General features: G+C 67.5%; 23 protein-coding genes. 15 read left to right on the top strand and 8 right to left on the bottom strand.

All coding sequences use genetic code 11. From position 1 onward, the window contains the following. Positions 1–9: 9 nt before the first annotated feature. The 12 genes from GFK26_RS26860 (at position 10) to GFK26_RS26805 (ending at position 13715) form a co-directional block, all read left to right on the top strand. Positions 10–810 carry an aspartate dehydrogenase gene (locus GFK26_RS26860; RefSeq protein ID WP_153284635.1) on the top strand — a complete coding sequence of 267 codons (801 nt, stop codon included), beginning with the start codon at positions 10–12 and terminating at the stop codon, positions 808–810. A 16-nt stretch (positions 811–826) separates the two neighbouring features. Then, entirely contained in the window at positions 827–2302 is a 1476-nt protein-coding gene (locus GFK26_RS26855) for an aldehyde dehydrogenase (RefSeq protein ID WP_153284634.1), read from the top strand. A 13-nt stretch (positions 2303–2315) separates the two neighbouring features. After that, a complete protein-coding gene (locus tag GFK26_RS26850; RefSeq protein ID WP_153284633.1) occupies positions 2316–3287 on the top strand; it encodes a VOC family protein in 972 nt (323 codons plus the stop codon). Positions 3288–3301: 14 nt separating this feature from the next. Next, positions 3302–4288, top strand: coding sequence for a Bug family tripartite tricarboxylate transporter substrate binding protein (locus GFK26_RS26845; protein WP_153286121.1), 987 nt, complete (start codon positions 3302–3304; stop codon positions 4286–4288). 28 nt (positions 4289–4316) lie between these two features. After that, positions 4317–5498, top strand: coding sequence for an FAD-dependent monooxygenase (locus GFK26_RS26840; RefSeq protein ID WP_153284632.1), 1182 nt, complete (start codon positions 4317–4319; stop codon positions 5496–5498). Positions 5499–5529: 31 nt separating this feature from the next. Beyond that, positions 5530–5751, top strand: a complete 222-nt coding sequence (locus GFK26_RS26835; RefSeq protein ID WP_153284631.1) for a recombinase-like helix-turn-helix domain-containing protein — start codon at positions 5530–5532, stop codon at positions 5749–5751. Positions 5752–5763: 12 nt separating this feature from the next. Then, on the top strand, positions 5764–6807 hold the full coding sequence (locus GFK26_RS26830; protein WP_153284630.1) for an aromatic ring-hydroxylating oxygenase subunit alpha: 1044 nt from the start codon (positions 5764–5766) through the stop codon (positions 6805–6807). 23 nt (positions 6808–6830) lie between these two features. Then, positions 6831–7799, top strand: a complete 969-nt coding sequence (locus GFK26_RS26825) for a PDR/VanB family oxidoreductase (protein WP_153284629.1) — start codon at positions 6831–6833, stop codon at positions 7797–7799. Between the two features lie 55 nt (positions 7800–7854). Further along, entirely contained in the window at positions 7855–8961 is a 1107-nt protein-coding gene (locus tag GFK26_RS26820) for a porin (protein ID WP_153284628.1), read from the top strand. Positions 8962–9008: 47 nt separating this feature from the next. Then, positions 9009–10325, top strand: a complete 1317-nt coding sequence (locus GFK26_RS26815; protein ID WP_153284627.1) for an MFS transporter — start codon at positions 9009–9011, stop codon at positions 10323–10325. 655 nt (positions 10326–10980) lie between these two features. Beyond that, entirely contained in the window at positions 10981–13215 is a 2235-nt protein-coding gene (locus GFK26_RS26810; RefSeq protein WP_153284626.1) for a M1 family metallopeptidase, read from the top strand. 92 nt (positions 13216–13307) lie between these two features. After that, positions 13308–13715 (top strand): hypothetical protein, encoded by a 408-nt coding sequence (locus GFK26_RS26805; RefSeq protein WP_153284625.1) that lies wholly within the window; start codon positions 13308–13310, stop codon positions 13713–13715. A gap of 273 nt (positions 13716–13988) precedes the next feature. Here the strand turns inward: GFK26_RS26805 and GFK26_RS26800 are convergent, their stop codons facing one another. Then, positions 13989–14726: a transporter substrate-binding domain-containing protein gene (locus GFK26_RS26800; RefSeq protein ID WP_153284624.1), complete on the bottom strand. Its 738-nt coding sequence runs from the start codon at positions 14724–14726 to the stop codon at positions 13989–13991. An 86-nt stretch (positions 14727–14812) separates the two neighbouring features. Here GFK26_RS26800 and GFK26_RS26795 point away from each other — a divergent pair, with 86 nt between their 5' ends. Further along, positions 14813–15418, top strand: coding sequence for a TetR/AcrR family transcriptional regulator (locus GFK26_RS26795; RefSeq protein ID WP_153284623.1), 606 nt, complete (start codon positions 14813–14815; stop codon positions 15416–15418). 118 nt (positions 15419–15536) lie between these two features. Next, a complete protein-coding gene (locus tag GFK26_RS26790) occupies positions 15537–16538 on the top strand; it encodes an NADP-dependent oxidoreductase (protein ID WP_153284622.1) in 1002 nt (333 codons plus the stop codon). A 19-nt stretch (positions 16539–16557) separates the two neighbouring features. On the opposite strand, the gene GFK26_RS26785 is transcribed toward GFK26_RS26790, so the two are convergent. From GFK26_RS26785 to GFK26_RS26770, 4 genes are all read right to left on the bottom strand, one after another. Then, positions 16558–17370: a substrate-binding domain-containing protein gene (locus GFK26_RS26785; protein ID WP_153284621.1), complete on the bottom strand. Its 813-nt coding sequence runs from the start codon at positions 17368–17370 to the stop codon at positions 16558–16560. A gap of 92 nt (positions 17371–17462) precedes the next feature. Continuing rightward, on the bottom strand, positions 17463–17666 hold the full coding sequence (locus GFK26_RS26780) for a hypothetical protein (protein WP_153284620.1): 204 nt from the start codon (positions 17664–17666) through the stop codon (positions 17463–17465). 46 nt (positions 17667–17712) lie between these two features. Next, positions 17713–18609: an SPFH domain-containing protein gene (locus GFK26_RS26775; protein WP_153284619.1), complete on the bottom strand. Its 897-nt coding sequence runs from the start codon at positions 18607–18609 to the stop codon at positions 17713–17715. A 24-nt stretch (positions 18610–18633) separates the two neighbouring features. Next, entirely contained in the window at positions 18634–19554 is a 921-nt protein-coding gene (locus GFK26_RS26770; protein ID WP_153284618.1) for a LysR family transcriptional regulator, read from the bottom strand. A gap of 109 nt (positions 19555–19663) precedes the next feature. On the opposite strand from GFK26_RS26770, the gene GFK26_RS26765 reads away from it, so the two are divergent. Then, positions 19664–20095 (top strand): VOC family protein, encoded by a 432-nt coding sequence (locus GFK26_RS26765; RefSeq protein ID WP_153284617.1) that lies wholly within the window; start codon positions 19664–19666, stop codon positions 20093–20095. A 46-nt stretch (positions 20096–20141) separates the two neighbouring features. Here GFK26_RS26765 and GFK26_RS26760 read toward each other — a convergent pair whose 3' ends face one another. The 3 genes from GFK26_RS26760 to GFK26_RS26750 all read right to left on the bottom strand — a co-directional run bounded on the left by GFK26_RS26760 (position 20142) and on the right by GFK26_RS26750 (position 25266). After that, positions 20142–20912: a TIGR04325 family methyltransferase gene (locus tag GFK26_RS26760; protein ID WP_153284616.1), complete on the bottom strand. Its 771-nt coding sequence runs from the start codon at positions 20910–20912 to the stop codon at positions 20142–20144. Between the two features lie 90 nt (positions 20913–21002). Then, positions 21003–21902: a response regulator transcription factor gene (locus tag GFK26_RS26755; RefSeq protein ID WP_153284615.1), complete on the bottom strand. Its 900-nt coding sequence runs from the start codon at positions 21900–21902 to the stop codon at positions 21003–21005. Next, positions 21874–25266 (bottom strand): ATP-binding protein, encoded by a 3393-nt coding sequence (locus GFK26_RS26750; protein ID WP_153284614.1) that lies wholly within the window; start codon positions 25264–25266, stop codon positions 21874–21876. Before GFK26_RS26750 ends, GFK26_RS26755 begins: the two co-directional genes overlap by 29 nt. Positions 25267–25346: the final 80 nt, after the last annotated feature.

The following is a 25346-nucleotide window of genomic DNA, read 5'->3' as shown; positions in this document are numbered from 1 at the left end:
ACCCCACGCATGACCACTGCCATCACGCGCATTGCACTCGTCGGCTGCGGAGCCATCGGCACCTCGGTGCTCGAACTGCTGCGCGGCGATCCCGCCCTGAAGGTGGTGGCCATCGTCGTGCCGTTCGAAGGCGTTGCCGCCGCGCAGAAGGTCGCACCCGACGCGCAAGTGGGCAGCGCCGTGCCCGCCACCGGCATCGACCTCGTGGTCGAGACCGCCGGCCATGCCGCCATCGAGCAGCACGTGCTGCCCGCGCTGGCACGCGGCACGCCCTGCGTGGTGGCATCGGTCGGCGCGCTGTCGGCCACGGGCTTCGCCGAGAAGCTCGAAGCCGCCGCCGTCGCCGGCCACACGCAGGTGCAGCTGATTCCCGGCGCCATCGGCGGCATCGATGCGCTCGCCGCGGCCCGCATCGGCGGCTTGAGCAGCGTGCGCTACACGGGCCGCAAGCCGCCGCAGGCCTGGAAGGGCACGCCGGCCGAGCAGGGCCGCAACCTCGACACGCTGGCCCACGAAACCATCATCTTCGAAGGCAGCGCGCGCGAAGCGGCCTTGCTCTATCCGAAGAACGCCAACGTGGCGGCCACCGTCTCGCTCGCGGGCCTGGGCCTCGATCAGACGCTGGTGCGCCTCATTGCCGACCCGGGCACCACCGAGAACGTGCACACCGTCGAAGCCGAAGGCGCCTTCGGCAGCTTCACGCTGACCATGCGCAACAAGCCGCTCGCGGCCAACCCCAAGACCTCGGCCCTGACCGTGTACAGCGCCGTGCGCGCGCTGCGCAACCGCGTCGCGCCCCTGGCCATCTGACCTTTCGAGTCATCCCATGATCTCCACCGAACTCCTTCCGATCTGCATCGCCGGCGAATGGCGCCTGGGCGGCGGCGACGTCTACGAAAGCCTCTACCCGGCCACCGGCGAGCCCATTGCGCGCCTGAAGGCCGCGAGCCTGGCCGACGTCGAAGAAGCCATCACGCGTGCCGACCACGCCTTTCGCACCAGCGGCTGGGCCCAGCGCCTGCCGCACGAGCGCGCCGCCGTGCTGCACCGCGTGGCGCAGCTCATCCGCGAAGAGGGCGAGTCGCTCGCGCAGAAGCAGCGCCTGGACAACGGCAAGCCGATCAGCGAAACGCGCAACCTCGTGGCCAGCGCTGCGGCCACCTTCCAGTTCTTCGCCGCCGCGCTCGAGACGCTCGAAGAAACCATCACCCCCTCGCGCGGTGCCTTCGTCACGATGAGCGTGCACGAGCCCATGGGCGTGGTCGCGGCCATCACGCCGTGGAACTCGCCCATCGCGAGCGAAGCCCAGAAGCTGGCGCCTGCGCTGGCGGCCGGCAACGCGGTGGTCGTGAAGCCCGCCGAAGTCACGCCGCTCATGGCGCTGGAACTGGCGCGCATCTGTGAAGCGGCCGGCGTGCCCAAGGGCATCGTGAGCGTGCTGCCGGGCAAGGGCTCGGTGATCGGCGACGCGATCACCAAGCACCCGCTGGTCAAGCGCGTGTCGTTCACCGGCGGCACCACCACCGGCAAGCACATCGCCCACATCGCGGCCGACAAGATGATGCCGGTGTCGCTCGAGCTCGGCGGCAAGTCGCCGACCATGGTGCTCGACGATGCCGACCTCGACCATGCGGTGAACGGCGTGCTCTACGGCATCTTCAGTTCGTCGGGCGAGTCGTGCATCGCGGGCTCGCGCCTGTTCGTGGCACGCAGCATCTACGACGAGTTCCTCACGCGGCTGGCCGAAGGCGCCAATGCACTGCGCGTGGGCGACCCGGCCTCGGAGCGCACGCAGATGGGGCCGCTCATCACGGCCAAGCACCGCGAAGGCATCGAGCGCTATGTGGACCTGGGCGTGTCCGAAGGCGGCCGCATCCGTACGGGCGGCGTGCGCCCGCACGGCGCGGACTACGACAAGGGCTACTTCTACCAGCCCACCATCCTCGAAGGCCTGACCAACAACGCGCGCATCAGCCAGGAAGAAATCTTCGGCCCGGTGCTGGTCGCGATGCCTTTCGACACCGAAGAAGAACTGATCGCGCAGGCCAACGACAGCATCTACGCGCTGGCCGCCGGCGTGTGGAGCCGCGACTTCAAGCGCGCCTGGAAGCTGGGCCGCGCGGTGCAGGCCGGCACGGTCTGGGTCAACACCTACAAGCAGTTCTCGGTGTCCACGCCGTTCGGCGGCTGGCGCGACAGCGGCCTGGGCCGCGAGAAGGGCCGCGAAGGCATCTTCCAGTACATGGAGCAGAAGAGCATGTACTGGGGCACGAACGAACAACCGCTCCCGTGGGCGAACTGAAGAGGAACGCACGATGAGCGTACTTGGCATCGACCAGATCACCTACGGCGCAGACGACCTGCCCGCCTGCCGCCAGTTCTTCCAGGACTGGGGCCTGTCACTCACGTCCGAAGCCGCCGACGAACTCGTCTTCGAGTGCCTCAACGGCTGCAAGGTGGTCGTCGCGGCGTTGGACAACGCGAACCTGCCGCCCGCGATGGAAGAGGGCCCGACATTGCGTGAAGTGGTGTGGGGCGTGGAAAGCGACGCGGACCTGGACCGCTACGCCGCCGCCATCGCGCAAGACCCGGCCTTCATCGACATCACGGTCGACGGCGCGCGCCGCATCGGCTGCACCGACCCCAACGGCCTGGCCGTGCGCCTGCAGGTGAGCCGCAAGCGCGCGGTCGAAGTCGACTGCGGCGCCATGAACACCTGGAACGCCAAGCCGCGCGTGAACCAGGCCGCACCGATCTACGAACGCGCCACGCCGATCGAGGTCGGCCACGTCGTGTTCTTCGTGAGCGACGTGAAAGCGACGAGCGCGTTCTATGCGCAGCGCTTCGGTTTTGTGTCGTCCGACGGCTATCCGAACCGTGGCGCCTTCATGCGCTGTGCGCCCGAGGGCGGTCACCACGACCTGTTCCTGCTGCAGATTCCTTCGGGCAAGCGCGGGCTCAACCACGTGGCCTTTACCGTGCGCGACATCCACGAGGTGTTCGGAGGCGGCCTGCATTTCTCGCGCTGCGGCTGGGACACGCAACTCGGCCCGGGCCGTCACCCGGTGTCGTCCGCGTACTTCTGGTACTTCAAGAATCCGGCCGGCGGCCTCATCGAGTACTACGCCGACGAAGACCAGCTCACCGCCGACTGGCAGCCGCGCGAGTTCGAACCCGGTCCGACCGTGTTCGCCGAATGGGCCGTCGATGGCGGCCTGGACGGCCACACGCGCCGCCAGAAGAACGCCGAAGGCCCGAAAGGTGCTTTCCTGACCGAGAAGAAGTGAACCCGGTGAACCTCATGCAACGACGTCTTTCTTTCTCCCTGATGGCGGCCGCCGCACTGGCCATCGCCTTGCCCGCGCACGCACAGAGCGACGCGCACAAGCAGCTGTCGAGCGACCGCTTCACCATCGTCTCGCCGTTCCCGCCCGGCGGCCCGGTCGACACGCTGGCCCGCGTGCTGTCCGACGGCCTGGCCAAGCGCTACGGCCAGGCGGCCGTGGTCGAGAACCTTGTCGGCGCGGCCGGCAACATCGGCATCGACAAGGTCAAGCGCGCCAAGGGCGACGGCCACACGCTGCTCGTGGTGCCGGCCGGCAACCTCACGATCAACCCGACGCTGATGCCGAACTTTCCGTTCAACATCGAAAAAGACTTCGTGCCCGTCACCATGCTCGCCAAGGCGCCCAACGTGCTGGTGGCCGCGCCGGCCTCGGGCATCAAGAGCGCGAAGGAGCTGGTGGCCATGGCCAAGGCCAAGCCCAACACGCTGTCGTACGCCTCGCCCGGCGTGGGCAGCGGCCTGCACCTGGCGGGCGAGCTGTTCAAGCAGCAGGCCGGCATCGACCTGCTGCACGTGCCCTACAAGGGCACGGCGCCCGCGCTCAACGACGTGCTCGGCGGCTCGGTGCCGCTGATGTTCAGCAACCTGCCCGCGACCATGCCCTTCATCAAGAACGGCAAGCTCATCGCGCTGGGCGTGACCGAGGCCAAGCGCAGCCCCGCCGCACCCGACATTCCCACGCTGGCGGAGCAGGGCATCCAGGGCGTGGCCGTGACCTCGTGGTACGGCCTGCTGGCCCCCAAGGGCACGCCGCCCGCCGTCGTCGAGCAACTCGCAAAAGACGCGGCCGAGATGCTGGCACAGCCCGATGTGCGCGAACGCCTGAAGGCGCAAGGCATGACCGACGCGGCCATGAAGCCCGCCGAGTTCGCCACCCACATCCGCGATGAGACGGCCGTCTGGGCCCGGATCATCAAGGCCCGCAACATCGTGGCCGAGTAAGCCGCACGCAAGAACAAAGAGAGACAGCATGCACACAAGCGAATCCACCATCGGCATCGTCGGTGCCGGCATCGGCGGCCTGGTCACCGCCATTGCACTGCGCCGTGCCGGGCACGACGTGGTCGTGTTCGAACAGGCCAGGCAGTTCGCCCGCGTTGGCGCCGACATCAACCTCACGCCGAACGCCGTGCGCGCACTCGACGGCCTGGGCGTGGGCGACGCCGCCCGCGTAACAGCGGCGCGCCCGTCGCACCGCATCAGCCGCACCTACGACAGCGGCGAAGAAACCTCGCGCCTCGAAATGGCCGACTCGGCCGAACAGCGCTACGGCGCGCCGCAGCTCACCATCCACCGCGCCGACCTGCTGGCCGCGCTGGCCGACATGTTCCCCGCCGAACGCGTGGCGCTCGGCAAGCGCGCCGAGACCATCGCAGCCGACGACCAGGGCGTGACCCTGTCGTTCAGCGACGGCACCAGCGCCCGCGTGGGCGTGCTCATTGGTGCCGACGGCATCCACTCGGGCGTGCGCACCGCGATGTTCGGCGCCGAGAGCCCGCGCTTCACCGGCATCGTCGCCTACCGCGCCGTGGTGCCCGCCGAGCGCGTGGCCGGCGTGCCCAACCTGGGCGCCTTCACCAAGTGGTGGGGCCCGAACCCGCAAAGCCAGATCGTCACCTTCCCGCTGAACCGCGGCAAGGACATCTTTATCTTCGCCACCACGCCGCAGGACACCTGGCACCTCGAGTCGTGGACCGCGCCGGGCAGCGTCGACGAGCTGCGCGAGCAGTACGTGGCCTACCATCCCGAGGCGCGCGCGCTGCTCGATGCCTGCGACACCGTGCTGAAGACCGCGCTGTACGAGCGCGATCCCATGCCCGCCTGGGCGCAGGGCCGCATGGCGCTGCTGGGTGATGCCGCGCACCCGATGCTGCCCTTCATGGCGCAGGGCGCCGGCATGGCGATCGAAGACGCCGTGGTGCTGTCGCGCCACCTCGACGGCGTGGCCATGGCCGACATTCCCGCCGCGCTGCAGGGCTACCAGACCGCCCGCATCGAGCGCGCCAGCCAGGTGCAGCTTGGCTCGCGCGGCAACAACTGGCTGCGCGAAGGCGGCAACGCCGACTGGGTGTACGCCTACGACGCCTGGGCCGTGCCGCTGGGCGTGCCGGCGCAGGGTGCCGTCGCTGCCTCTGCTGCTGCCACCGCCTGAAATTTTTCTCCTCGCCCTACGGAGGCTCACGATGCAACAAGACCGCTATCTCCAACCGCACCAGGCGCGCCAGCGCCCCGCGACCACCTACGAAGACCTGCTGGGCGACGTGATCGAACGCGCCTATGGCGACGGCATCCATGACCTGCCGGGCCTCGTGCAGCGCCTGAACGACAGCGGCCTGGCCACGCCGGGCGGCCTCGCATGGACCGAGGCGCTGTACCGCAAGGAAATGGCCACGCTGGCCGCCTGAGGAGAACCCATCATGACCATCGCCATCCATCCCGTTCCCGCTGACCCGGTCGACCATCTGTTGGAGATCGGCCTGAAAGACCTCTGGTACCCGATCTGCCCTTCGCACTTCATCAAGGAGAACCCCATCTCCCTGCGCCGCCTCGGCCGCAAGATCGCGCTGTGGCGCGACGGCGAAGGCGTGCTGCACGCACTGGAAGACCGCTGCCCGCACCGCGGCGCGCCGCTGTCGCAGGGCGTGATCCTGGGCGACCGCCTCTCGTGCCCGTACCACGGCGTTGAAGTTCGCCACGACGGCGTGGTCACGCGCGTGCCCGGCAGCCCGGGCTGCAAGCTCGAAGGCTCGCGCGCCACGCGCCACTTCCATGTGCAGGAGCGCGCGGGCGCCGTGTTCCTCTACAACTCGAAAGAGCCGGTCGACGTGCCGCCGCCGCTGGTGCTGCCCGAGCAGCTGACCGATGAAGCGGAGTATTCCAACTTCCTGTGCTACACCGAGTGGAAGGGCGACTACCGCTACGTGCTGGACAACGTGATGGACCCGATGCACGGCACGTACCTGCACAAGCAGTCGCACTCGATGGCCGAGGGCGACTCGAGCGCCAAGTTCGGCGTTCGCCCGACCGACATCGGCTTCGTGTTCGAGAAGGAAGGCCAGCGCAACGTCAACTTCGACTGGACCGAGTGGGCCGACACCGGCATCCACTGGATGCGCCTGGAGATTCCGTACCCGAAGACCGGCGGCCCCGGCGGCAACTTCATCATCATCGGCGCCTTCTCGCCGATGGCCAACGGCATGACGGCCACCTTCTTCTGGCGCGCACGCAAGCTGTCGCCGGGCTGGGAGCGCGACACCTGGCGCTTCTTGTACAAGAACCGCCTCGAGGCGCGCCACTGGCACGTGCTGGAGCAAGACCGCGTGATGCTCGAAGAGATGGAAGCCGACGCCAACCAGCACGAGAACCTGTACCAGCACGACCTGGGCATCGTCCGCCTGCGCCGGCACATGCGCAACCTGGCCCAAGCGCAGCTGGCCGAAGCCGAGGCCGCCACGGCCTGAACTGCAAGCAAGCGAGCATCGCCATGTCTTCTCCCACGCTGAACGCCCTCGTGCACACCATGCGCTACGAGGCCGACGGCATCGTCAGCGTCGAGTTCCGGCCGGCCACGCCGACGGTGGACTTTCCCGCCTTCGAGGCCGGCTCCCACATCGACCTGCACCTGCCCAACGGGCTGGTGCGCAGCTACTCGCTGTGCAACCCCTCGAGCGACCGCCAGCGCTACGTGGTGGGCGTGCTCAACGACCGCAAGAGCCGCGGCGGCTCGCGCTACGTGCACCAGCAATTGCGCGTGGGCATGACGCTGCCGATCTCGGCGCCGCGCAACAACTTCAAGCTGGAAGAGGGCGCCGAACGCTCGGTGCTCGTGGCCGGCGGCATCGGCGTGACGCCCATCTGGTGCATGCTGCAGCGGCTCATTGCCATCGGCAAACCGGTCGAAATCGTCTACTGCGCACGCACCCGCAAGGAGGCCGCCTTCTGCGATGCCATCGAGGCGCTGGCCGCCGAAAAATCGGTGCAGCTCACCTGGCACTTCGACGACGAGAAGGGTGCTCCGCCCGACCTCGCATCGCTGCTGGCCGGCAAGGGCGCCACCAGCCATTACTACTGCTGCGGCCCCACGCCGATGCTCGACGCCTTTGAAAAGAGCTGCGAGCAACTGGGCTACGCCAACGCACACATCGAGCGCTTCGCCGCCGTGCATGTGGAGGCGCCCAGCGCCACACAGACCTGCGTGGTGCAGTGCGCCAAGAGCGGCAAGAGTGTCGAGGTGCCCCCGGGCAAATCGATTCTCGACAGCCTGATCGACGCTGGCCTCAACCCCGACCACAGCTGCAAGGAAGGCGTCTGCGGCGCCTGCGAAACAGCGGTGCTCGAGGGCGAAGTCGATCACCACGACGGCATCCTCACCAAGATCGAACGTGCGTCCAACAAGACCATGATGATCTGCGTCTCTCGCTGCAAGGGCGAGCGGCTGGTGCTGGATATCTGAGCAACAAGGCCACAACCCAAAAGACGGCCGAGAGAAAAACCAACCGAGACATTCAATGAAAAAGTACTTGATCGCGATGGCTGCGGCCACCGCGGCTGGCGGAGCGCTGGCCCAATCTTCCGTCACGCTGTTCGGCGTGGTCGATGCCTCCGTGATCTACACGCGCGGCAGCGGCGACGGATCGGCCCACAAGACGCAGCTGGGCAACAGCGGCAACATGTTCAGCCGCCTCGGTTTCCGCGGCACCGAAGACCTCGGCGGCGGACTCTCGGCCAGCTTCTGGCTCGAGATGGGCCTGCAGAACGACAGCGGTACGGGCTTTCCGTCGAACTCGAACAACCAGGCCAGCGGCAACGGCACGCCCGGCGTGATGAGCTTCAACCGCCGCTCGACCGTGAGCCTGGCTGGGCCCTTCGGTGAAGTGCGCCTGGGCCGCGACTACGTGCCCGCCTTCTGGAACACCGCGATCTTCGATCCCTTCGGCACCGGCGGCGGCATCGGCGCCAACCAGATCTACTTCTCGGGCCTGGGCGGCCTCGTGGCGCCCACCGGCACGCGCGCGTCGAACAGCATCGGCTACTTCCTGCCGGCCAATCTCGGCGGCTTCTACGGCCAAGTGATGTACGCGATGGGCGAGAACGATTCGACCTCGGTGCTGCCCGGCACGCAGGTGTCGAACAAGCGCGACGGCCAGCACACGGGCGCACGCTTCGGCTACCAGAGCGGCGGCCTCAACGTGGCCATTGCCACCGGCCGCACGCGCTACGTGAGCGGCGACCTGCGCGTGACCAACCTCGGCGCGGCCTACACCTTCGGCCCCTCGCTCATGAACCTCAAGCTCACGAGCGAGCTGTACAAGGAATCGAAGGGCAGCACCGACGCCAAGGGCGTGCTGGTCGGCTTCCAGCTGCCCATCGGTCCGGGCGAAATCAAGGCCTCGTACGCGCGCTACAAGCTGGAGCCGCTCAACGCGGTGCGCGAGCCCACGACGTCGAAGCTGGCGCTGGGCTACGTGCACAACCTTTCGAAGCGCACGGCGGTGTACGGAACCATTGCCCGCATCAGCAACAAGAACGGCGCAACGCAGGCTTTGGCCGGCGCCATCACGCGGCCCAACCGCGCCTCCAGCGGCGTCGAGTTCGGCATGCGCCACATGTTCTAGGCGCGGCCACACGACGCGCATCCCCCAAGCAAGAGAGAGCCCCGGTCATGCAGAGCAAGAACTTCCGTTGGTACGGCGTCATCACGCTGTTCGTGATCGTGGCGATCTCTTACGTCGACCGCATCAACATCGCGGTGCTGATCACCGATGCGGACTTTCTGAAGCACGTCGGGCTCGACCCCTCCGACCGCGTGAGCCAGGGCCTCCTGGCCACGGCCTTCATGCTCGGCTACGGCATCTCGGCCTTCGTGCTCACGCCGTTCTGCTCGGCGCTGTTCGGCGTGCGGCGCAGCCTGATCTACGGCCTCATCCTGTGGGGCGTGGTGACCTGGGCCTCGCCGATGTTCAACAGCTACGGCCTGCTGCTGGCCTCGCGCGTGCTGCTCGGTGTGTCGGAGGGGCCGCTGTTTTCGCTGGCCTCGTCGTACATCAAGGCGCACTTCAAGAGCGACGAGAACGGCAAGCCCAACGCGCTGGTGAACATGGGCACGGGGCTGGGGCTGGCGGTGGGTTATCCGCTGGTGGGCTACCTGCTCACGCAGTTCGATTGGGACAGCTCGTTCCATGTGCTCGGCGTGCTCAACATCGTGCTGGGCATTCCACTGGTGCTGGCCTTCGTGCGCATGCCGCCGGGGCACGGCGACGGCATCAAGCCTTCGTCGCTCGGCGATGCGATGGCGCGCGTGGCGGGCATCGTGAAGGGCGCGCTGCACACGCGGCACCTGTTTCTCATCACGCTGCTGACGTCGGCGGCGCTGGCCTACCTCTGGGGCAGCAGCAACTGGCTGCCGACCTACCTGCGCGAAGCGCGCGGCTTCTCGCTGCGCGAGATGGGCTGGATCGCCTCGCTGCCGCAGTACGCGACGGTGCTCGCCGTGTTCACGGGCGGCGTGCTCATCGACAAGCTCGGGCGCGACCGCGTGCCCTTCATCTTCATGGGCGCGAGCGCGGGCGTGGCACTGTCGGTGCTGCTGGCCATCAACGCGCGCGACCCGTACATGGCCGCGACCTGCCTCGTGGCCGCCAACTTCTTCTGGGGCCTGCAGAGCCCGGCCATTCCAAGCACCGTGCAGCATTGCTCGCGTGCCGAGCACACGGCCAGCGCGTTCGGCGTGACCAACGGCGTGGGCAGCCTCGTGGCGGGCTTCATGCCGGCGCTCATGGGCGGCGTGATCGCCGCGGTGTCGCACAGCGGCGGTGCAGCACACACCACGGTGACAGCGGCCTCGTCGGCGGCGGGTTTCTTCGCGGGCTTTGCGCTGCTCATCGGCACGCAGGTGGTGGTGTTCGCGTGCGGCTTTCTGCTGTGGTGGCGCGAGCGCGCGCAACGCACCGCTGCAGTCTCTGGTTCACAGCTTTCGTAGCCTTCGCCGCGGCTGGAACCTTCGTACTGTGGCCGCTTCGTCACAGTGAACGGCCCGTGTTTTCGTCATCTGCGTGAGCAGGTGTTTCGGTCGCAGAACCATCTTCGTATCGCATGGCACGCGCTGCGTGCCATGACGCCATTCGGCCTATCGCGCGCGAACAATTGGAGAGAGAAAAGTTCCGCGAATCGTTGAGCTCATTGCATCGATCAGCTACAACTGCGAGCACTTCAACGGACGAGGGAATGCGCGTGAAATCAACCACAAGAGCCGCAGCCAGTCTTGCCGTCGCCATCGCTTTCGCCATGGCCCCGGCCGTTCACCTGACGGGTGAACGCATCGTGTCGATGCACGGGCACTGAGCCCGGCCCGCGACACCCCACCGCGTTCAAACGCTCCCCCCACACCCCGCGTCCTGACGGGAATGGCGCCGCTCGCCCCGCGCATTCTGGGACCACCGCAACACGCGCGGTGCGGTCCGGTCTGAGCCTGCGTTCCTGACGAACTGTCTGTTCGCCGGGAGGGCGTTGTGCTGCCCGCATTTCTTGCTGACCCGTCGTTCCACTCATCCCGCGCGCGTCACGTGCATCACCGGCTATCCGCCGGTGCCTGCGGTGCGGCGCATGTTCCTTACCAAGCGTACCCAGAGGCGATCATGAAAACACTGAATACACCTGTCGTTCATCGTCTGGCCCTCACGGCCGTGACCCTTGCCGCGCTGACGGCCTGCGGCGGCGGCGGAGACAGCGGCGGCGGCGCATCGTTCGGCGGCTCCGGCCTGAACGCGCCGTCGGTGGCCACGGCACCCGCGGCCGACAGCGGCGACACCACCAAGAAGACACCCGACGACGGCGTGCCCGCCGCACCCGACTCGGCAGTGGCCGCGGTCGATCGTTCGGCGCGGCCGATGGAGCTTCCCGACACGGTCTGGCCCGTCAACTACAAGCTGTGGTTCCGCCCCGATGCAGCGCTCAAGACCTTCGTGGGCCGCGCCGACGTGGAGATCGACGTGCTCCAGCCGGTCGACGCCATCGTCGTCGCCGCGCACGACCTCAACTTTGCGCGCGGACGCACCACGCTGCGCAAGGTGTCCAAGCCGGGCGAGGCGATCCCGCTGATTCCCACGCCGCAGACGCGCGGCGACTTCGTGCAGCTGCGCCTGAACGACGGCCAGATCGCCAAGGGCAAGTACCTGCTGCACATGGAGTGGGACGGCAAGATCCAGTTCTCCGATGCCGAGTACTGCACGCCGGAAGTGCTCGCGAAGAACCCGCTGTGCTCGGCCGCGTCGGGCATCTTCAAGGTGGGCCTCTCGACACCCGAGGGCGTGAGCAGCGACGCCATCGTGACGCAGGGCGAAACCAACTTCGCGCGCCAGTGGTTCCCGGGCTGGGACGAGCCGGCCTTTCGCCACACCTTCGAGATCTCGGCCGAGGTGCCGGGCGACTGGAAAACCGTGTCGAACGGCGCGCAGACCGAGGCCGTGAAACTGCCCGACGGCTACCAGCGCGTGGCCTTCGAGAAGACGCCCTCGATGCCGATGTACCTGGCCTTCTTCGGCGGCGGCAAGTTCGACATCCTGGCCGACACCTTCAAGAACCCGCTCGACGGCACCGACATGGCGCTGCGCTGGTTCACGCCGCCGGGCCGCTCCGACTGGGCCAAGTTCGCCATGGAGTGGACCAAGGTCTCGATGGACTACTACTACAAGTACACCGGCATCTCGCTGCCCTTCAAGAAGTTCGACACCGTGGCCGCCAACGACAGCTACGACAACAAGCCCAACACCGGCTTCGGCGGCATGGAGAACTGGGGCGCGATCTTCGAGTTTGCCGACGCGGTGCTCACCAAGCCCGGCGACAAGCCCACGCTGTACTCGGTGACCGTGGTCACGCACGAGGTGGCGCACCAGTGGTTCGGTGACCTGGTCACGCTCGACTGGTGGGACAACGTGTGGCTCAACGAGTCGTTTGCGCGCTGGTTCGAACGGCGCACCACCATCAAGTTCCACCCCGAGTACTACAGCTTCTCCGACTACGTGCTCGACAAGCACAACGTGATCGTGGCCGACCTGAAGAACACGGCGGTGCCGGTGCAGCGCAACCTGAACGACGCAGGCTCGTTCGGCTTCATCAGTCCGTCGATCTTCGTCTACAACAAGGGCAGCCACGTGCTGGAGACGATCCAGAACTACATCGGCGAAGAGGCGATGCAGAAGGGCCTGCAGATCTACCTGAAGGACTATGCGTATGGCAACGTCACGCCCACGCGCTTGTGGACCTCATTGGAAAAGGCCACCAACAAGAAGGTCAGCGACATCGGCGACAGCCTCATCCGCCAGACCGGCGTGCCGCTGCTCACGGTCGATGCGCAGTGCGCCGGCGACCGCACCTACGTCAACATCACGCAGGAGTCGTTCCCCAACCAGAACCAGTTCCCGGCCTCGACGTGGACCATTCCCGTCACGCTGGCGTACGGCGACGCGATGGAAAAGCGCGAGACCTTCGTGATGTCGAACAACGCCACGCAGGTCGAACTGCCGGGCTGCACCGCCGTGCTCGCCGGACCGACGGGGCAGGACTACTACGTGAGCAACTACAGCGCGCCGTCGTGGAGCAACCTGCTGGCCAAGGTGCAGAACTTCGCGGGCAACAAGCCCTTGCTGCTGAACATCGAGCGCGATGCCTTCCGCCTGCTGGGCGTGGGGCGCATCACGCAGGCGCAGTACGACCAGATCAAGGGCGTGCTCAACCTGCCGGCGCCGCTGCTCGCCAAGACACAGCTGAGCCAGCAGAAGATGGCGGCGGCGGACGCGGGCGGCAAGGAAGAGTACCCGCACGCACTGCGCTTCCAGGGCAAGCTGCCGCTGCGTGAGAACCAGAAGCGCTGAGTGGGGCTGAGTTGAACTGAGCCTTCTTTCGTGAACCCCGCATGTGCCGCCGGGCCTGCCTGGCGGTGCATGCGTCACCTCATCCGAATCCCATGAAAACACTTCTGAATTCTTTGCTGGCAGTGGCCTGCGCGGCGCTGCTCTCGGCCTGCGGCGCACGCGGCGGACCCGAGACCGAACTGGTCGGCGTCTACGCCGTCGAACGCAACGGCGTGCTCAAGGAGGTCGTCAAGATCGAGCGCGACGGCGACCGCTTCATCATGCGCGACAAGGTGCGCACGCCCGAATGGAGCGAGCCCAAGATGCAGATGCAGCCGGTGACGCGCGAGCGCTGGAGCCGCATCACCACCGACACGGAAAACACGTCTTTCGTCGGCATCTCGAGCGACCAGCTCGGCATCTTCAAGGTGCCGCCCGGATGGCAGAAGAACGGCTTCAAGACGCAGACGGGCTACTTCCTGTTCTATTCGCAGGGGCCTGTGGAGGCGCACAAGCTTTGATGTTCAGGGCGTCGCTCCCGCCGACGCGGTACCTTGCTCCGCGAATGTCCCCCGCCTTCGGCTCCTCCTTGATTTCGCTGCGCAAGGCACCTCATCGACGTGAGCGGATTCAGAGCGGTGGTTGATCAGCCAGCACCACGACAGCGCCCAGCGGGCACAGGACACTGGGTGCTTCCCGCAGCGAAATAAAGGAGGAGGGGCGCAGCCCCGGGGGACATTCGCGGAGGGAAGTACCCGGTGGCCTGTGCACGCGCCCTGAACAGCAGCGTTCAGTTACGGCGCAACGATCGCGCCCTCGATGCGATGGCGCTTCAATGCATCGGCCACAAAACCAGAAGCCTTCATCTCCTCGACGAAGGAGGAAAGCAGCGCCTGCGCCTCAGCCCCGCGACTGGCCGGCGTCCCCATCGCCTGCTGGATCACCATGAAGCGCCCCGGCAGCACACGCACGCCCGGTGCGCGGGCCGCTTCGCCTTCGAGCAGCTGGCGGATGCCCGCCGCCACCTCGACCGCGCCCGCCCGCAAGGCAGCGAGAGCAGGCCCAGCACCTTGCAGCCGCACGATCTCGGCCTGCTTGATCTCGCGCGTGAGGAACAGGTCGTAAGCGCTCCCCGAGCCGACCGAGATGCGGTGGCCCTTCGCATCGACCTGCGCGTTGTCGGTCAGCGCAGAGGATTCAGCCACGAGGTAGCTGCCTTCGATCAGCACATAGGGCGCCGTGAAGCGCAGCCCTTCGCTGCGCGCAGGGTCGACCGCGAAGAAACCGATGTCGGCCTTCTCGTTCTTCACCGCGTCCACCGAAGCTGCGGCCTTCTCGAACACCACCAGCTCGATGCCCACGCCAAGCCGCCGCGCGAACTCGCGGGCCAGGTCGATCGACACGCCGACAGGCTCGCCCGTGGTGGTGTCCTTGTTGGCGAGGATCGGGTTGCCGAGGTTGATCGAGGCGCGCAGCGTGCCGGTGGGAGCGAAGGCGTTCACGAGGGCGGAAGAGGGCGTCGGGTGAGTCATGGCGTCCGTTCGTCAGGGGTGGGGAAGGCAGGAGCGTGCAGTTTAAGAGCGGCAACCCGCCCGCATGCCTCGCGCGCAATGTTGATATGATGCAAATCATGCGAAATGAGAAAATCAATGCCCGCAACGCAGCCAAGGAAGCCTCGCACGAGCGCATTGTGGCCGCGGCCGCCCGGGCGATCCGTCGCGACGGCTACGACGGCACCGGCGTGGCCGACATCATGAAAGAGGCCGGCCTGACGCATGGCGCCTTCTATGCCCACTTTGCTTCGCGCGAGGCCATGCTGGCCGAGGCTGCGAGCCGGGCCTGCGCCGAATCAGCCGCCGCGGCCGCGGATGTCGTGGCCGCCGCGCCGCCCGAAAAAACGCTGGAGCGCATGTTGCGCGGCTACCTCTCGCAGCAGCACCAGGACGGCATGGACACCGGCTGCCCGCTGGCGGCGCTCGGTTCCGAAACGCCCCGTCAAACCCCCGAAGTGCGCCGCACCACGACCCGGCATATCAAGGCGATGGTCGACCTGATCGCCCGCCAGTCGCCCGGCTGGGGCCAGCCCGAGGTGCACGAGCAAGCGCTCGTGACCCTGGCGACCATGGTCGGCGCGCTGGTGCTGGCGCGCGCCGTCGACGAGCCGGCGCTGTCGGCGCGCCTGCGCGAAGCCGCGCTCGACAAGCTGCTGCCCGCCGGCGCCTGACGCGCCTGATCGAACACCGCCCCATTCGCTCGTTTTTATGTATGACGGTCATCATCTGAATCGATGATTTTCTGTTTCCGGCGCCACAACTGATCGCCCAATCCCGAAAGAAAACGCCATGAAAGCATTTGTCCTCGACCGCTACGGCAAGAAGGGTGCACTGCGCCTGGCCGATGTGCCCGCGCCCGAGCTGCGCGACGACGAGGTCCTGGTCGAGGTCCACGCCGCCGGCGTGAACCTGCTCGACGCCAAGATCAGGGACGGCGAGTTCAAGCTCATCCTGCCGTACCGCTTGCCGCTGGTGCTGGGCCACGACGTCGCCGGTGTCGTGGTCAGGGTCGGGCCGCGCGTGCAGCGCTTCAAGGCGGGTGACGAGGTCTATGCGCGGGCGGACGACTTTCGCATCGGCACCTTCGCGGAGTACGTGGCGGTGGCCGAGGCCTCCGTGGCGATCAAGCCTGCAACGCTGAGCATGGAAGAGGCGGCGAGCATGCCGATGGTGGGCCTGACGGCATGGCAGGCGCTCGTCGAAAGGGCGAACCTGAAGGCGGGGCAGAAGGTCTTCATCCAGGCGGGCTCGGGCGGCGTGGGCACGTTTGCCATTCAGCTGGCGCGGCAGCTCGGCGCCACCGTCGCCACCACCACGAGCGCCGCCAACACCGCGCTCGTGAAGGGCCTGGGGGCCGACACCGTCATCGACTACAGACAAGACGACTTCGAAAAAGTGCTGCAGGGCGTCGACGTGGTCCTGCACAGCCAGGACGCGGCCGCGTTGCACAAGTCGCTGCGCGTGCTGCGGCGCGGCGGCACGCTCGTCTCGATCTCAGGACCGCCGGATCCCGCGTTTGCCAGTGGCATCAAGGCGCCGTGGTTCGTGAAGCTCGTCGTGCGCCTGCTCAGTGCCAAGGCCAGGAACAGCGCGCGCCGTCTCGGCCTGCGCTATTCGTTTCTCTTCATGCGCGCCAGCGGAGCGCAGTTGCGCGAGATCGCCTCGCTCATCGATGCCGGCGCGATACGCCCGGTCATCGACCGGGTCTTCGCGTTCGACGCGACCAACGACGCGCTCGCTTACCTCGAGACGGGGCGGGCCAAGGGCAAGGTCGTCATCAAGATGAAGTGAGGCGACCGGCGCGCGGCGTTCAGCGCGCGGAGAGCGGCTCCAGCCCCGTCTTCGCGATGGTGGGCGCCGCGGCCGGTGCATTGAGGTAGCGGATGAGTTGGCGCGCCGCGTCGGGCTGCTTGGACGCCGTGGCAACGCCGGCCGAGAACACCGTCACGCGCTGCACCTCGGCGGGCAGCGGGCCGATGTAGTCGATGCCTTCGATGGGCAGCAGCTCGCTCACCTGCTGCAGGCCGAGGGCCGCATCGCCGCGCGCCACCACCGTGCCCACGCGCTCGCTGAGGATGCGCTTGCTCTTGGGCTTCACCTGGTCTTCGATGCCGAGCTTCTTGAGCAGCTCGGTCTCGTAGTAGGTGCCGCTCGCGCTCGCCGAGTAGGCAATCGACGGCGCGGCGATCAGCGTGCGCTTGAGCGCGTCCACGGTGCTGATGTCCGGCTTGGGCGCGCCCTTGCGCACCGCGAAGCCGATCGACGAACGCACGAGGTCGACCTGGCTGCCCGCCACGACCTTGCCCTGCGCCACCAGCGCATCGAGCGCGGGGCGCGCGAGGATCACGACGTCGGCCGGCTCGTTGCGCCCGAGGCGGCTGGGAATCGAATCGCTGGCGTTGCCCATCGACGCGCCGTAGGCCGTCTTCACGCTGCGGCCGCTGCTGCGCTCGAAGCCGGGGCGCAGCTCGTTGTAGGCGGCGGTGAAGCCGCCGGAGGTCATGACGTGGATGTCGCCGGTGGCGGCGGGTGGCGTGCTGACGCAACCGGCGAGGGCGAAGGAAGCGGCCAGCGCCAGGGCGGCGCGGCGGGTCAGGGCGGAACGGGAGGCGAAAGTGGTCACGGCGTGTGTCTCCTGATGAAGGAAGGGTGCCGTTTCATCGTAGAGGCCGAGGCTGTCAATCGGCCCTCAGAAAATTCGGGGTTACTACCAGCCTAGCGCGGTGGCTTGGGCGGAGCCCCGTCCTTGGCGGGCGCATCCACCGCTGGCAGGCGCCCCCGCTTCGCAAGCCCTTCGCGCAGCAGGAACTCGACCTGCGCGTTCGCGCTGCGCAGCTCCTGCGCCGCCAGCCGCTCGATCTCGGCCCACAGGGCCGGATCGATGCGCAGCGGATAGGACTTCTTACCGGGACTGGCCATCAGAGGAAAAACGTAGCGGCGGCAGCAGGGCGGTGCCGTGGATGCATCAGGTGTAGAGCGTGCCCGTGTTGACCACGGGCTGGGTTTCGCGGTCCGAGCACAGTACCACCAGCAGGTTCGACACCATCGAGGCCTTGCGCTCGTCGTCGAGCACGACGAGGTTGCGCTCCGACAGCCCCTTGAGTGCCGCTTCGACCATGCCGACCGCGCCCGCCACGATCTGGTGCCGCGCGCTCACGATGGCCACCGCCTGCTGGCGCCGCAGCATCACCTGGGCAATTTCCGGCGCGTAGGCGAGGTGGGTGAGCTTGGCATCGAGCACCTCGACGCCGGCGCTGGAAAAGCGCTGGTTCAGTTCGGCCTTGAGCGCATCGGCCACCACGTCGAGGCCGGCGCGCAGCGTGACCTCGTCGCTTTGCAGGTCGTCGCCGCTGTCGTACGCGTAGACCGTGGCCAGGTGGCGAATCGCGGCTTCGGACTGGATGGCGACGAACTTGTTGTAGTCGTCGATCTCGAACACGGCCTGCGCCGTGTCGTGCACGCGCCAGACCACGGCCGCGCCGATCTCCACCGGGTTGCCGCGCTTGTCGTTCACCTTCAGCGGCGGCGTGTTGAGGTTGCGCGCGCGCAGCGAGATCTTCTGGCCCGACTGGAACGGGTTGGTCCAGCGCAAGCCCTCGGCGCGGTCGGTGCCCTGGTACTTACCGAAGAGCGTGAGGATGATGCCCTCGTTGGGCTTGAGCATGTACAGCCCCGGCAGCAGCGCGACGCCGACGACGATCAGCAAGATGCTCAGGGGCAGCGGCAGCATCCGCTGCACGAGAACCCAGGCGCCGACCGCAAGGATCAGCAGCGCCACGGCGACGATGCCGTATCCGTTGACGGACCGGTAGGGCCGCTCCCTGCGAACCGGGCGGGGGATGGACGGGGTCTGCTCGTGCATGAAGGCCTCCTGTTGAAAGTGATATCACTTTAATATCTTTTTGGAGGTCGTCAAGACTTTCTTTCGGCCTGCCTTCGCCGGTTCGGCCGCTTCGCGCAGGCACTGCGCAAACTGCGCCACGAGGGGCGGGCTGGCCCGCGGCTTGCGCTGCAGCAGCCCGACTTCGCGATGGAACGTGGACTCGCCCAGCGACAGCATGCGCACGCCCGGCGGCAGCGGAAGGTGGGCCTCGACCCACGGCACGAGCGCAACGCCCAGGCCTTTCGAGGCCAGGTGAATGAGCCCGGAGATTTCGTCGACCTCGATGGCATCGCTGACCACAAGGCCTTCGCGCTGGAGAAATCTTTCGACCATGCGCCCGCCGAACGACGCGCGGTCGTAGCGCAGGAACGGCTGTTCGCGCAGCAGCGTGCGCCAGTTCCTGCCGGGCACGTCGGCCGGCGCAATGAGCACATAGGGCTCGCGCACCAGGGTCTGCCACGTGAGCTCCGGAAGAATGCCGAAGGGCGGCCGGATGATCACGGCCGCATCGATGCTGCCGGCGTCCAGGTCGTCCATGAGGCGCATCGACACGCCGGGCGAGATGTGCACGCGCAGCAGGGGAAAGCCGGCGCGCAGTTTCTCGAGCGCCCGCGCCACCAGCGTCGGCTGCGCGGACGCAATGGCGCCGATGCGCAGCAGCCCGATGCTCGCCGCGTCGTCGGGCAGCTCGCCGAGCCCGGCGTAGAGCGCGCAGATTTCTTCCGCCCGTCCCAGCGTCGTCTCGCCCGCTGCATTCAAGGTGGCGGAGCGGCCCGTGCGATCGAAGAGCGGGAAGCCCAGCGATTCCTCGAGCCGCTTGATCTGGCTGCTGACGGCCGATTGCGTGAGGCCGATGCGCTCTCCCGCTGCGGCGAAGGTGCCGTGGCGGCACACGGCGATGAAGGTTCGAAGCTCGGTGATCATTTTTTATTCATCGAAATTGGTGGTGCTCAGCGTCGAAATATATCGTTTTCGGTTATGTGGCTCGCTGCTTAGAGTTCGTTCACCCTGAACTCCTTGAACGATGAACCCCATGAATACGCCCACTGCACGCATCCCGTTCCACCTGGCCTTTCCCGTTCGCGACATCGCCGAGGCACGCGCCTTCTACGGCGAGTTGCTCGAATGTCCGGAAGGCCGCAGTTCGGCCGAGTGGGTCGACTTCAACTTCCATGGCCACCAGATCGTTGCGCACCTGGCGCCCGACGAATGCGGCCACAAGTCGCACAGCGCCGTGGACGGCCACGACGTGCCCGTGCGCCACTTCGGCGCCGTGCTGCCGATGGACCTGTGGCAGGCGATGGCCGACAAGCTCATCGCGCGCCAGACGAAGTTCGTGATCGAGCCCTACATCCGGTTCAAGGGCGAGCCCGGCGAACAGGCGACGATGTTCTTTCTCGACCCGTCGGGCAACGCCATCGAGCTGAAGTCTTTTGCGGATCTGGATTCGCTGTTCGCCGTCTGACAAGGGCCGCCTGGGCTCACCCCCGCGACAAGCCGATGGGGGCGAATCAAACGATCAGGTCAAAGCAGCAGCCCGCGTAGTAGGGCTTGTCCCCACCGTCGACGAAGGGCACCTCGATCGGCTTGCCCTCGTTGCGCCACACGTCCCGCTTGCGGTAGCCGGAGCGTGCCAGGTCGGCCAGCAGCTCGTCGTGGTGCTGGATGCGGTAGGCGCACACGGCCACGCCGATGCTGTTGAGCGTGTAGATCGTGCGCTCGGGGTGCACGGCCGTGGTGTTCATGACGATGCGCCGGGGCTTCACGGCGAGCGAGGAAAGAATCGCGTCCATGCGTGTCGGCAGGTACTGCAGGCTGCCCGAGACATACAGCACGTCGCAGCCGCTCGCATCGCGGTAGTCGGTGGTGAAGCTCAGTTGGCCGGTCGCTTCGCGCTTGACGGCCATTGCGCGGCCGCTCTCGACCACGCCGGGCACGTCGCACACCGTCCAGCGCAGGGTGTCGGGATAGGTCAGCACGCGGCGGAAGGCGTAGTACTTGATGCCGACGTGCCCGCCCAGGTCGAACACGCGCGTCAGGCCCGCATCGATGGAGCGGCCCAGCCAGAAGAGGCCGGGATAGTCGTAGAAATAGATCTGCGGGCTGTAGAGCTCGCCCGCGTCGGCATTGGCATAGCCGACGGCCTTGCTGGGCGGCGCGCCGGCTTCGGCCGCCGCGAAGCTCTCGAACGACCCCATGAAGAGGTTTTCGTCCGTGTTGTTCAAAAACTTGCGCTTGTAGGCGCTTTCGCGGGGCGGGAAGGCCAGCAGGCTTGAAAGCATCTCTGTCTCCGGTGGCATGCCCATTCTGAGCGCAACCGGGGCTTTAGAGGGCGATAGCCCGGCGCCGTTGGGGCGGTTACCCCATGGAGGTTACATACCGCTCGCCAGCGCCGCCGCCGCCGCCCGCGTTTCCACGCCCAGCTTCTCGAAGATGTGCTCCAGGTGCTTGTTCACCGTGCGCGGGCTGGTGCCCAGGATCTCGCCGATGTCGCGGTTGGTCTTGCCCTTGGCGAGCCACGACAGCACTTCGGTTTCGCGCGGCGTGAGGGCTGCGTCGGCCAGGCGCGCGGCCGGGCCTTCGCGCTGGATGGCGAACAGCAGCATGGTCTCGCCGAGCGCCGCCGCACCCAGGTTGCGCACCGACAGGCGCATGGCCGTGGCGGTGCCGATGGCGATCGATGCGCCGGGCGCCAGCGCGGGCTCTACCGATGCAGGCAGCCGGCCCGGTGCCACCGGGTCTTCGAGCGCATGCAGCCACAGCGCGGCCTGCGGCGAGCGCCAGGCGATGCGCCCGCGCGTGTCGACGAACACCACGCCCATGCCCGCCACATCGACCGCGTCGCGCGCCATGCGCGTGATGCGGGCGTTGCGCGTGTGGGTGTGCAGGCGGGCCAGCACCTCCTGTGCGCGGATCGGCTTCACCACGTAGTCGACGCCGCCGCACTCGAAGCCTTCGACGACATGCGCGGTTTCCGAGAGGCCGGTCATGAACAGCACGGGGATGTGCGCGAGCGCCGCGTTGGCCTTGATGCGCCGGCAGGTCTCGAAGCCCGAGAGACCGGGCATGAGGCCGTCGAGCAATATCGCGTCGGGCACCACCAGCTCGAGCCGTTGCAGGGCGGACTCGCCGTCGGCCGCCACCAGCACGGTGTAGCCGCTGGCCTCGAGCGTGTCGCACAGCATGCCGAGGCTGCTGGGGGCGTCGTCGACCACCAGCACGACGGGGCGTTCGGACATCGATTCAAGAGGAGGCGAGGGTGGTGTCTGCATCTTCTGCCAGTGCGTTGCGGAGCGTGTCGAGTTCAAAGCGCGTGACCATGCCGCGCAGCCAGGTGCAGGTGGCCGCCGCGTCGGGCGAGGCCGCAGCCAGCCGGTCGAGCGCGGTGTGCAGGCCGCGCACATGGCCCATCTGCACCAGGCGCATCAGGTCGGCGCGGTCGTCTTCGGTGAGTGCGAGCAGCGGCGGGCGCTGCGGCGTCGCGTCGGGGTCGGCAGGCGGCAGGGCGTCGCCGATCGCCAGCCATTCGAGGCCCAGGTGCCGTTCCAGTGTGGCGATGAGTTCCGACTCGATCACCGGCTTGCCCACGAAAGCCTGGCAGCCCGCGGCGCGCAGCCGGTCGGGCTGGTTCTCGAACATGTTGGCCGAGACGATGATGATCGGCAGCTCGGCGAAACCCGAGGCCCGCACCGAGCGCGCGGTCTGCCAGCCGTCCATGTCGTCCATCGTCAGGTCGAGCAGGATGGCCGAGGGCAGCTCTTCGCGCAGGCTGTCCAGGCACTCGGTGCCGCTGGCCGCCTCGCGCACCGTGAAGCCCAGCGGCGCGAGCATGCCGGCGAGCATCTGGCGCTGCACCGGCTGGTCGTCCACCACCAGCAGCGTGCGGCGCTCGCCCAGGTAGCCCGACACCGGCTCGCGCGAGCCCACCTGCGGGCCGGGATCAGAAACCTCGCGCAGGTACACGCGCACGCTGAAGGTGCTGCCCGCCGACGAGGTCGACGCCAGCTTGAGCTCGCCGCCCATGAGCGAGGTGAGCAGCCCGGTGATCGTCAGGCCCAGCCCCGTGCCCGGCTCGCCGCGCCGTCGGCCCGCGGCGCCGCGCTCGAAGGGCAGGAAGATGCGCTGGCGGTCTTGCGGCGCCACGCCGATGCCGGTGTCGACCACGTCGAAACGCAGCACCTCGCGTCGCGCGTCCACATGCAGCGTGACGGTGCCGCTGTCGGTGAAGCGCACGGCGTTGGTCAGCAGGTTGATGAGAATCTGCCGCAGCCACTTCACGTCGGCATGCACCCACGGCGGAAGCCGGCCCGCATGCGTGTAGACGAACGCCAGGCCCTTGGCCTCGGCCTGTGGCCGCACCATCTGCACCACCTGGTCGAGAAAGGCCGGCAGCGCCAGCGGCGAGGGCTCCAGCTGCAGCCGCCCGGCCTCGATGCGCGCCAGGTCGAGCAGGCCGTCGATGAGGCCCAGCATGTGCTCGCCGCTGCGGTGGATGGTCTGCACCGCCTCGCGCGGCGGCAGGGCCGCGTCGCCGCCCTTGAGCAGAATCTGCGAGTAGCCCAGGATGCTGTTGAGCGGCGTGCGCAGCTCGTGCGTCATGCCCGCCACGTAGCGCGTCTTGGCCTGGTTCGCGGCCTCGGCGGCTTCCTTGGCGGTCTGTAGTGCGGCGTCGGTGCGGCGATGTGCTTCGATTTCGAGCGCGAGCAGGTTGTTGTGGCGGTTCGATTCTTCCTGCGCCATCTGCCGGCTCTCGCTGCCCAGCACCACCCACCACGCGGCCACGGCGGCGATCACCGAGAGCAGCGCGAACACTTTCAGGAATGCCGTCGCCATCGCCGAATCGATGGTGCCGGCAATGGCCTCCTGCGCGTAGACCACGCCCACCACCGTGGCGAGCAGCGCGATCAGCGAGGTGGCGACCAGCAGGTAGTGCGCGACGCGAAAGTTGAGCCGTGCCGACAGCGCAGGCGGCAGCAGCGCCTGTAGCCAGCCGCTCATCTGTTCGGCCGCGCGCGAGTCGGTCTTGCAGCGGTCGTGGCAGCGCGATTCAAGCGTGCAGCACAGCGAGCAGATCGGTGCGCTGTAGGCCGGGCAGTGCGCCATGTCTTCCGACTCGAAGCTGTTGTCGCACACCGAGCACTTCACGCTCTGGCCCGGCGTCCAGCGGTCGATGTCGGTGCGCGCCAAGTAGTAGCGCCCGCGTGTCTTCCACGCCAGCAGCGGCGACACGGCCATGGCCGTGGCCAGTGCGATGAAGGGCGAGAAGGCCCGCGCCCACTGGCCGAGTGCGCCCGAGTAGGCCAGCATTGCCAGCGCCGCCGCCACCAGCATCGCGACCAGGCCCACGGGGTTGATGTCGTACAGGTGCGCGCGCTTGAACTCGATGGTCTTCGGGCTCCAGCCCAGCGGCTTGTTGATGACCAGGTCGGCCACCAGCGCGCCGACCCAGGCGATGGCGATGTTGCTGTAGAAGCCCAGCACGTGCTCCAGCGCGGCGAACACGCCCAGCGCCATCAGCAAGATTGCGATGGCCACGTTGAACACCAGCCACACCACGCGCCCCGGATGGCTGTGCGTGAGCCGCGCGAAGAAGTTCGACCACGCCAGCGAGCCCGCATAGGCGTTGGTCAGGTTGATCTTCATCTGCGACACGACGACGAACAGCACCGTGATGCCCAGCACCCAGGCCGGGTCGCGCAGCACGTACGAAAAGCCCGTGAGGTACATCTGCGTGGGTTCGATCGCATGGTTGGCCGGAATCTCGTGCTGCAGCGCGAGGAAGGCCAGGAACGCGCCGCCCATCATCTTCAGCATGCCCGGCACGATCCAGCCCGGCCCGGCGATCAGCACCGCGGCCCACCAGCGCCCGCGGTTGGCGGCGGTCTTCTCGGGCAGAAAGCGCAGGTAGTCGACCTGCTCGCCGATCTGCACCACGAGCGAGAACGCCACCGTGGCGGCCGCGCCGAACATCAGCGGATCGAAGCCGCTGCTGTCCGAGGTGCGACCCACGAGGCCGGTGAAGTCGGCGTACAGCTCGGGCTTCTTCACCATCACAGCGATGAAAGGGCAGACGAACAGCACGATCCAGATCGGCTGCGTCCACAGCTGCAGGCCCGAAATGAGCGTGATGCCGCGCGCCACCAGCGGGATGATCACGATCGACGACACCAGGTAGAGCAGCCACAGCGGCCAGTCCAGGTACATCTGCAGCGCCAGCGCGAGGATGGCGGCTTCGAGCGCGAAGAAGATGAAGGTGAAGCTCGCGTAGATCAGCGAGGTGAGCGTGGAGCCCAGGTAGCCGAAGCCTGCGCCGCGCGTGAGCAGGTCCATGTCGACGCCATGCCGCGCCGCGTAGTACGAGATCGGCAGGCCCGTGAGGAAGGTGATGAGCCCCACCACCAGGATCGCCCACAGCGCATTCGAAAAGCCATAGCTCAGCGCGATCGCGCCGCCGATGGCTTCCAGTGCCAGGAACGAGGTGGCGCCGAAGGCCGCGTTGGCCACGCGGAACTCCGACCACTTGCGAAAGCTGCGCGGCGTGTAGCGCAGCGCGTAGTCCTCCAGCGTTTCGTTCGCGACCCAGGCGTTGTAGTCGCGGCGAATGCGAAAGATCTTCTGTCCGGAGACGGATGTCATGGCGGGTTCTCGCGGCGGCGGCAACGGTGGCATGCGACAGGTACAGCAAGAAGCGCTCCCTGCTGTCTCCTGCGTTGTCT

This window comes from Variovorax paradoxus (assembly GCF_009498455.1).
Taxonomy (GTDB): Bacteria; Pseudomonadota; Gammaproteobacteria; order Burkholderiales; family Burkholderiaceae_C; genus Variovorax; species Variovorax paradoxus_H.
Note: the sequence above shows the minus strand (reverse complement) of the source record. Positions and strands in the feature narration are given on the sequence as shown.

Bases quoted from the DNA above. Each gene is read 5' to 3' on its own strand.
- GFK26_RS26835 (WP_153284631.1), top strand. From the start codon at position 5,530: ATGCAACAAGACCGCTATCTCCAACCGCACCAGGCGCGCCAGCGCCCC.
- GFK26_RS26805 (WP_153284625.1), top strand. From the start codon at position 13,308: ATGAAAACACTTCTGAATTCTTTGCTGGCAGTGGCCTGCGCGGCGCTG.
- GFK26_RS26760 (WP_153284616.1), bottom strand. From the start codon at position 20,912: ATGCTTTCAAGCCTGCTGGCCTTCCCGCCCCGCGAAAGCGCCTACAAG.
- GFK26_RS26850 (WP_153284633.1), top strand. From the start codon at position 2,316: ATGAGCGTACTTGGCATCGACCAGATCACCTACGGCGCAGACGACCTG.
- GFK26_RS26830 (WP_153284630.1), top strand. From the start codon at position 5,764: ATGACCATCGCCATCCATCCCGTTCCCGCTGACCCGGTCGACCATCTG.
- GFK26_RS26800 (WP_153284624.1), bottom strand. From the start codon at position 14,726: ATGACTCACCCGACGCCCTCTTCCGCCCTCGTGAACGCCTTCGCTCCC.
- GFK26_RS26790 (WP_153284622.1), top strand. From the start codon at position 15,537: ATGAAAGCATTTGTCCTCGACCGCTACGGCAAGAAGGGTGCACTGCGC.
- GFK26_RS26825 (WP_153284629.1), top strand. From the start codon at position 6,831: ATGTCTTCTCCCACGCTGAACGCCCTCGTGCACACCATGCGCTACGAG.
- GFK26_RS26780 (WP_153284620.1), bottom strand. From the start codon at position 17,666: ATGGCCAGTCCCGGTAAGAAGTCCTATCCGCTGCGCATCGATCCGGCC.
- GFK26_RS26860 (WP_153284635.1), top strand. From the start codon at position 10: ATGACCACTGCCATCACGCGCATTGCACTCGTCGGCTGCGGAGCCATC.
- GFK26_RS26765 (WP_153284617.1), top strand. From the start codon at position 19,664: ATGAATACGCCCACTGCACGCATCCCGTTCCACCTGGCCTTTCCCGTT.
- GFK26_RS26750 (WP_153284614.1), bottom strand. From the start codon at position 25,266: ATGACATCCGTCTCCGGACAGAAGATCTTTCGCATTCGCCGCGACTAC.
- GFK26_RS26820 (WP_153284628.1), top strand. From the start codon at position 7,855: ATGAAAAAGTACTTGATCGCGATGGCTGCGGCCACCGCGGCTGGCGGA.
- GFK26_RS26855 (WP_153284634.1), top strand. From the start codon at position 827: ATGATCTCCACCGAACTCCTTCCGATCTGCATCGCCGGCGAATGGCGC.
- GFK26_RS26795 (WP_153284623.1), top strand. From the start codon at position 14,813: ATGATGCAAATCATGCGAAATGAGAAAATCAATGCCCGCAACGCAGCC.
- GFK26_RS26755 (WP_153284615.1), bottom strand. From the start codon at position 21,902: ATGCAGACACCACCCTCGCCTCCTCTTGAATCGATGTCCGAACGCCCC.
- GFK26_RS26810 (WP_153284626.1), top strand. From the start codon at position 10,981: ATGAAAACACTGAATACACCTGTCGTTCATCGTCTGGCCCTCACGGCC.
- GFK26_RS26770 (WP_153284618.1), bottom strand. From the start codon at position 19,554: ATGATCACCGAGCTTCGAACCTTCATCGCCGTGTGCCGCCACGGCACC.
- GFK26_RS26840 (WP_153284632.1), top strand. From the start codon at position 4,317: ATGCACACAAGCGAATCCACCATCGGCATCGTCGGTGCCGGCATCGGC.
- GFK26_RS26845 (WP_153286121.1), top strand. From the start codon at position 3,302: ATGCAACGACGTCTTTCTTTCTCCCTGATGGCGGCCGCCGCACTGGCC.
- GFK26_RS26775 (WP_153284619.1), bottom strand. From the start codon at position 18,609: ATGCACGAGCAGACCCCGTCCATCCCCCGCCCGGTTCGCAGGGAGCGG.
- GFK26_RS26815 (WP_153284627.1), top strand. From the start codon at position 9,009: ATGCAGAGCAAGAACTTCCGTTGGTACGGCGTCATCACGCTGTTCGTG.